Source organism: Anaerocolumna jejuensis DSM 15929, from assembly GCF_900142215.1.
GTDB lineage: Bacteria > Bacillota > Clostridia > Lachnospirales > Lachnospiraceae > Anaerocolumna > Anaerocolumna jejuensis.
The window spans coordinates 1-7015 of the sequence record NZ_FRAC01000059.1 but is presented as its reverse complement, the minus strand read 5'-3'; the positions used below and the strand labels follow the sequence as shown (position 1 = coordinate 7015).

Below are 7015 nucleotides of genomic sequence, written 5' to 3'. Positions count from 1 at the left end.
CTGGACACCATGGTTACCGCCAGAAAATAAAATAGTCCATGCAACTGGCGGTTTCCCTGTCTGGAGCTTTGCTCCTTCCCTTTTCCGGCAGAACTGAACTTTACAGGAGCTACTCCTGCGAATCTTGCCAGCTTGTCTGCATTGGCAAATCTTCGGATATCTCCGATTTCTGCAATCAGCTTACTAGCAATAGAAGTTCCAATTCCAGGCATACTGGTCAGTTTATAATCAAAACTAAGCAGGATTTTCTCGATTTCTTTATCAAGCCCTGCCAATTCTTCTTTCTGATGTTCCAAGTCTCTTACCAGACTTGTTGTGATAAAATCTCTGGATTCCTGATATTCACGTATGGTACTTCCATCATTCTGAACACAATCCAGAATCAACTCTGCTTTGTCTCTTCTCGCAATGCGGGATATTTCCTTAAATTCGATTGTTAGGTCTTCTGCCGTCTTTTCCTGCAAATGGACAGGGGATGGGTAGGTCTTCCAGAAATACATGGCACATTTCCCGTCTATCTCGCTAAAAAACTTACTGTAGCTGGGATATGCCATAGATATCTGCTCATGAAGTCCATTCTTAAAACGGATACCGTCTTTTACCAGTAAATCTCTCCGATTCACCAATTGCGCCAGTGTCCACTCATTATCTTTTGGCTTTGCATCCGGCAACGTATGTAACTGATTAATCAAAACCGTTGCCACACAATACGCATCATACTCATCATTTTTTCGGTACATGGGTGCGCTTTTTCTCTGGTCATAAGCCAGAGCTGGATTAATGTCCTTTACAATGTAACCATGTTCAATCAGCCAGACAGCTAAGCTTCTTCCATAGCCGTATGCATTTTCCAATCCGTAAATGGGTTCAAGTCCAAGATGATTGGATTTTCTGTTCACCTTTTCTGCCAGCTTTTTAAATTCACTAGGCTTGTTTTCTATCACAACTACCTCTAACTTTTCATTCCAACAGTTCACCATCACTGCGGTATGAGTTTCTTTATGCAGGTCAATCCCTACATAAAGCAGATATTCTCTTTTCTGCAATTCTCTCCCCCCCTGATCTTGTTTTCAACCAATCAGTTCCCGTACCGGCAACCTCAGATGACAGCGTTAACTCTTATTGAGTCCGCAAGGGTTCGACAGCCTATCTACAACAAACCAATGGGTGAAAGGACAAGTTATTTCTTTTATTGGTTGTTGATGTTAACTCTGTATCAAATGGATTGCAAGTCATTTCTGTATTTATTTTCTGGAGAAGAAATGACAGAAAAAAGAACGGAAAAGGGAGCTACTGAAAGGGGGATTTTACCCCCTGTAACCCCCGGCAGCCCCATTTTACCATAGAACCGATTTCCTGTAAATTCCATGGTTCACCATGAACCATGGGGGTAGGCAGATATCATAAACCAATGACAGTGCAGATTTGATGTCCCATTCCCTGTTAGCCCTGTGTCACAAAATATCGCTCCTGTGTGGCCTTTAAAACCGATGGTGGAACTGTATGCCATTCAAGCGATAAAAAGCCTTGTTGGACATATTTGAAAAAATTTGCGTTTTCTTTTTTATTTGATAAATGTTTGTATTACCGCTACCTACTGTTCGTCTTCCTGTTACTTTATCAGAAGAATGTCACATATATGCCAGCCTCCGCAATGCACCAAGTCGCACATCTGCAACCACTTTTATAATCTGGTAATAGATAATCTCAGCCAATTTCTTGCCCTAAAACAGAGGTGAACCATGGGGTCGAAAATGATGCAGGTTAAAGAGCCGGGGTCAAAAAACTCCCCGGCTCAGATTACATCAGCCCGCAATGCGGACTGAAAGGACTTTTTCAGCGGGGTCGGATTCCTGGCCTTGGGGTCGTGATCGGGGTTACACTTGTGTGTAAATCCCATTTACACACAAAAGTTACGGGGTTATGAGAGACTCCTTTAAATCCATAACCAGTGAATCAAGACAATAGGCATTTCGTAAATTCATTTGATCTATTTACCCAATTCAAAGCATCTATTTTTAGTAGTTTCTGGTATCGACTTTCTGACACTGTTTCGGTATCGTATCTTCTCAAAGGAGGGAAACATTATGACCGAACAGGAATTACTGGATATGTTTATTCAGGAACGTATCGCTATGCTAATTGAAATATTCCATCAAAAACAGCCGAACCAATCCGAGGAAGAATATAAGCAAATTCTTCATGCTGAAATCTTCATTGAAAATTTGCCAAGCAAGGAAAAAGAACTGGTTCAAAATCACATCGATTCCCTAATAAGGCAGTTCGCTTTGGAAGAAGCTTTTCTATATCAGCATGGTTTTATGGATGGTATGAAACTGTTAAAATATATTAATAAATTGTAATATCTGGTTCTTCAGAAACTCTAAAGGGACACACTAAAAAATCTTTTTTGTGCCCCTTTAATAATGACTTTACTATCTAGCTTAAAACATTTTATCCTTGTAATTCATGTAATATGCCACTCCCTGAGAAAGAGCTAATTGAAAGTTACATCGACTCTCTCATAAACCAGCTTGCTTTAGAAGGGGCTTTTCTATATAAGCAGGGATTCATAGGGCATATCAAACCTTGTACGGGATCTTTCTCTATACATACTACAATGACATATCCACGCACTCTAGTTCCACAACGACAGATACTGGCACCTAGCTCCTAATGAGCTTAGTTTTCTCATTTTCATCTGCTCGTTCAAACACAGTATCATTTTTTAATAATAAAATTTTCTAAAAATTCATCAATATTAGAGCTAATACAAATAGGATTCTCTATATCATCCACATAATACAACACAATATTGCCAGTTTTCACACTTAAGTAATATACATTACCTCCTCTATCCCTTGCAATTGGTATCATCCCTTTTTCAACAATACCATCATCTATATCCCACCTAAGTATTTTTTCAACAGGCAATCTGCCATACTTTATCGGTATTAGTTCAGCAACTTCATACCTATTATTATTTTTATTCACCTCGCAAAGCCAGATTTCTGCACCATTATATTTCAAGAAAAAATCTACAAGATTTTTCGGAAATATAATATCAAATTTCTTTTCCACCATTCTTATTTCATTGATTGAAATGCTATAATTATCAATTGTTTTTTTTATAAAATTATACATAATTATCTTCCTTTTTATTTATTATAACTTGGACCATTCACAGCGTCATATTGAGCACAACTTCCTGCATGTGGAACAGTTGCCCTATGAGCATCCTTATATACTAATTCTAGGGTAATATCTCCCGTCCTTACGTTATAATCATCTAAATGATGCCATACTGCATCACCAGGTGTAGATTCCAATCCAGCTCTTGCATTAGCTAAATCAAAATCAGCTGGACGATTTCCTTGAGCAGTAATAGAAACCCGATTTAACTGTCCTTCACCAACTGGGTACATGTATTGAGTTCCTTCAAATGTCGCACCTCCATTAGCAGTAGTTCCTATACCCTCATATCCTTTACTTATTCCACGTTTAGCAGGATTATATTTGGCATTGTAATCTTGTGCAGCTTTATTAGCAATTGCTTGTTTCTCAGCTATTAAAGCATCTGTATCTGCATTACCCGAACCCTCAGGTGGAGTACTGAGATATACGGAAAGGGGTGAAAATTCGTATTCGTTTAAAAAAGTATAGCACATCTTCGTGCTATTTTTAAGAAAGAAATTACTGTTCTTCTTCTCGAATGGGTTCCCGATATTCGGTCTTATTTTTCATCATTCCGTAAACAATGTTCACCAACCGACGCATGATGCAGACCAGTGCCTGAGACTTTGTCTTTCCTTCACCGATTTTTCGTATGTAATAGTCGTAAAATACGGGGTGATTGGGCGCTCCGTTCTTTGGCTTGGACACCATAGTTACCGCCAGGAAATAAAACAGTCCATGCAACTGGCGGTTTCCCTGTCTGGAGCTTTGCTCCTTACCTTTTCCGGCAGAACTAAACTTTACAGGAGCCACTCCTGCGAATCTTGCCAGCTTATCAGCATTGGGAAATCTTCGGATATCCCCGATTTCTGCGATCAGCTTACTGGCTATGGAAGTTCCAATCCCGGGCATACTGGTAAGTTTATAATCAAAACTAAGCAGGATCTTCTCGATTTCTTTATCAAGCCCTGCTAATTCTTCTTTCTGATGTTCCAAGTCTCTTACCAGACTTGTTGTTATAAAATCTCTGGATTCCTGATATTCACGAATGGTATCTCCATCATTCTGAACGCAGTCCAGAATCAACTCTGCTTTATCTTTTCTGATGATCGGGGATATTTCTTTGAATTCCATCGTTAGTTCTTCTGCCGTCTTTTCCTGCAAATGGACAGGGGACGGGTAGGTTTTCCAGAAATACAGGGCACATTTGCCGTCTATTTCGCTGAAAAATTTACTGTAACTGGGATATGCCATAGATATCTGCTCATGAAGTCCATTTTTAAAACGGATACCGTCTTTCACCAGTAAATCTCTCCGATTCACCAGTTGCGCCAGTGTCCACTCATTATCTTTTGGCTTTGCATCCGGCAAGGTATGTAACTGATTAATCAGAACCGTTGCCACACAATACGCATCATGCTCATCATTTTTACGGAGCATAGGTGCACTTTTTCTCTGGTCATAAGCCAGGGCAGGATTGATGTCTTTTACTATATAGCCATTTTCAATCAGCCAGACAGCTAAACTTCTGCCATAGCCATAAGCATTTTCCAATCCATAAATGGGTTCAAGTCCAAGACGATTGGATTTTCTATTCACCTTTTCTTCCAGTTTTTTAAATTCACTGGGTTTGTTTTCTATAACCACTACCTCTAACTTTTCATTCCAGCAGTTAACCATCACTGCGGTATGTGTTTCCTTATGCAGATCAATTCCTACATAAAGCAGATTTTCTCTTCTCTGCAATTCTCTCCCCCTGATCTTGTTTCCAACCAATCAGTTCCCGTACCGGCAACCTCAGATGACAGCGTTAACTCTAGATGAGTCCGCAAGGGTTCGACAGCCTATCTACAACAAACCAATGGATGAAAGGACAAGTTATTTCTTTTATTGGTTGTTGATGTTAACTCTATACCGAATGGATTGCAAGTCATTTCTGGATTTATTTTCAAGAGAATAAACGGCAGAAAAAAGAACAGAAAAGGGAGCTACAGAAAGGGTATTTTTATCCCCTGTAACCCCCGGCAGCCCCATTTTACCATAGAACCAATTTCCTGTAAATCCATGGTTCACCATGAACCATGGGGTCGAAAATGATGCAGGTTAAAGAGCCGGGGGCAAAAACTTCCCCGTCTCCGCTTACATCAGCCCGCAATGCGGACTGAACGGACTTTTTCATCGGGGTCGGATTCTTGGCATTGGGTTCGTGTTCGGGGTTACTCTTGCATGTAAATCCCATTTATACGAAAAAGTTGCGGAGTCATGAGCGACTTCTTTAAACCCATACCAGTAAATCAAGACAATAAGCATTTCGTGAATTTATTTAATCTATTTACACAATTCAAAGTATGTATTTGTAATAGTTTCCGGCATTGACTTTCTGACCTAATTTCGGTATCGCATATTTTTGAAGGAGAAAAGTTATATGAGCGAACAGGAATTAAAATATTTTCATTAAAATTTTTAGGCAAGGAATAGCCTAAAATCAGAGGAATTCTACCACTAATAAATGTAAACAGTAAAACACTTCCAAACTGATAATCGCTTTATATCAATTTGGAAGTGCATAAGAACTTTAATATACTCTAGTATTCCAATAAATCACCAGAATACATGTCATGAATAAACTTATTAAAGTTATTACTACATTCTTTTGAATATTTATATTCTAGAGAATCCATAGGAATAATTCTAATCTCTGAAGAACCTTTTTTTAAAGCAAATGCCATACCGCAACCATCTGAAGCAAATGGAACCAAATTGTTTTCCTCAACTTCCATGTTTTCTTGATAAAAATCAACAATATCTTCCAAACTCCATAAATCTAAATAATAATCTCCAATTTCTCCACTACCTCCATTATATAGCAGCAGAATCTTTCGTAATTCTTCCGGGAATTTGATTCCTAAGTCTAACTCAGCTCTACATATTTGGCTTTCTGTATTTTGTTCTTCTTGGAAGTTAAAATCGTTAAAAATGTCTTTATCGAAAAAATCCATAATTATTTATTCAATCCTTTCTTAGCTTCATCTCGTATTTTATTCCACCATGGTGTAACATATTTCCTATGAGCCTGTCCTTGTATTGCTGTTTTATTAGTTAAGTCTGTAGGACTGCCTCCGAATTTAACAGGCTCGACCTCATGGATTTCCAGTCTATTATCGCTATAGTAGCTATCTCCCTTTCTTATATTTTTATTAATCTCATTTGCTTGTTTTCTAGCGGATTCATATTTATCACCCTCTAGCAATACCCACTCTTTATTTTTATCTGGTAAAGGAACATATTCATCTGGGTATTCACTCCAATCAGTTATCCTAAAAGTACCTGCATCAGAATCCACAACTTCAATACGGCTAGTACCCGAACCCTTATTGGCAATATCGATATTAAGTTTTTTAGCTGCTTCCTGCTCTGCCGGAATTAATTTTTCTCCTTTGTTTACCTTATTTCTTAAGTATGCAGCTAAATTCCCCTGTTCCTTTGCAGTTGCTGTTCCTTTATCCATACTTTCTATAATTCTATCTCTGGCAGTTTCACACATATTCCCGCTTGGGTCTACATAATAAACCGGATTATTGGCACAGTATGCGTACAGATTCAGTCCATCTCCCCGGTAGGTATCCTCCTGGGTGAAGCGTCCAATGACTGGATTATAGTATCTGGCTCTTAGGTAATACTGCTGGCTGATAGAATCGAACTGCTGTCCGTTAAACTTAAAGCGGTTTTCTACCTTTTCCTGGCTTTCCGTTACATTTCCCCATGCGTCGTATTCATACCGGTTGAGGACTTCCTCTCCCTCTGTCACATGGGTGATACTCCCCAGTTCATCGCTTGCATA

7 protein-coding genes are annotated in these 7015 nt (G+C 38.9%); 1 reads left to right on the top strand and 6 read right to left on the bottom strand.

What is annotated here, in order from left to right; translation table 11 throughout:
* A partial coding sequence (locus BUB77_RS28765) for an IS110 family RNA-guided transposase (RefSeq protein ID WP_073280605.1) occupies positions 1-1046 on the bottom strand: 1046 nt, incomplete at its 3' end.
* A 1041-nt stretch (positions 1047-2087) separates the two neighbouring features.
* Here BUB77_RS28765 and BUB77_RS28760 point away from each other — a divergent pair.
* Positions 2088-2363 (top strand): hypothetical protein, encoded by a 276-nt coding sequence (locus BUB77_RS28760; protein ID WP_073280604.1) that lies wholly within the window; start codon positions 2088-2090, stop codon positions 2361-2363.
* A 358-nt stretch (positions 2364-2721) separates the two neighbouring features.
* On the opposite strand, the gene BUB77_RS28755 is transcribed toward BUB77_RS28760, so the two are convergent.
* The 5 genes from BUB77_RS28755 to BUB77_RS30340 form a co-directional block, all read right to left on the bottom strand.
* Positions 2722-3144, bottom strand: a complete 423-nt coding sequence (locus BUB77_RS28755; RefSeq protein ID WP_073280603.1) for an SMI1/KNR4 family protein — start codon at positions 3142-3144, stop codon at positions 2722-2724.
* 14 nt (positions 3145-3158) lie between these two features.
* The gene (locus BUB77_RS28750) at positions 3159-3668 is read right to left on the bottom strand and encodes an HNH endonuclease (protein ID WP_073280602.1); all 510 of its coding nucleotides are present in this window, start codon (positions 3666-3668) and stop codon (positions 3159-3161) included.
* Between the two features lie 25 nt (positions 3669-3693).
* Positions 3694-4920 carry an IS110 family RNA-guided transposase gene (locus BUB77_RS28745; protein WP_073280601.1) on the bottom strand — a complete coding sequence of 409 codons (1227 nt, stop codon included), beginning with the start codon at positions 4918-4920 and terminating at the stop codon, positions 3694-3696.
* A gap of 839 nt (positions 4921-5759) precedes the next feature.
* Positions 5760-6173 (bottom strand): SMI1/KNR4 family protein, encoded by a 414-nt coding sequence (locus BUB77_RS28740; protein WP_073280600.1) that lies wholly within the window; start codon positions 6171-6173, stop codon positions 5760-5762.
* A gap of 2 nt (positions 6174-6175) precedes the next feature.
* The coding region (locus BUB77_RS30340; protein ID WP_207650879.1) for an RHS repeat-associated core domain-containing protein at positions 6176-7015 on the bottom strand (840 nt) is incomplete at its 5' end.

Bases quoted from the DNA above. Each gene is read 5' to 3' on its own strand.
- BUB77_RS28760 (WP_073280604.1), top strand. From the start codon at position 2,088: ATGACCGAACAGGAATTACTGGATATGTTTATTCAGGAACGTATCGCT.
- BUB77_RS28755 (WP_073280603.1), bottom strand. From the start codon at position 3,144: ATGTATAATTTTATAAAAAAAACAATTGATAATTATAGCATTTCAATC.
- BUB77_RS28750 (WP_073280602.1), bottom strand. From the start codon at position 3,668: ATGTGCTATACTTTTTTAAACGAATACGAATTTTCACCCCTTTCCGTA.
- BUB77_RS28740 (WP_073280600.1), bottom strand. From the start codon at position 6,173: ATGGATTTTTTCGATAAAGACATTTTTAACGATTTTAACTTCCAAGAA.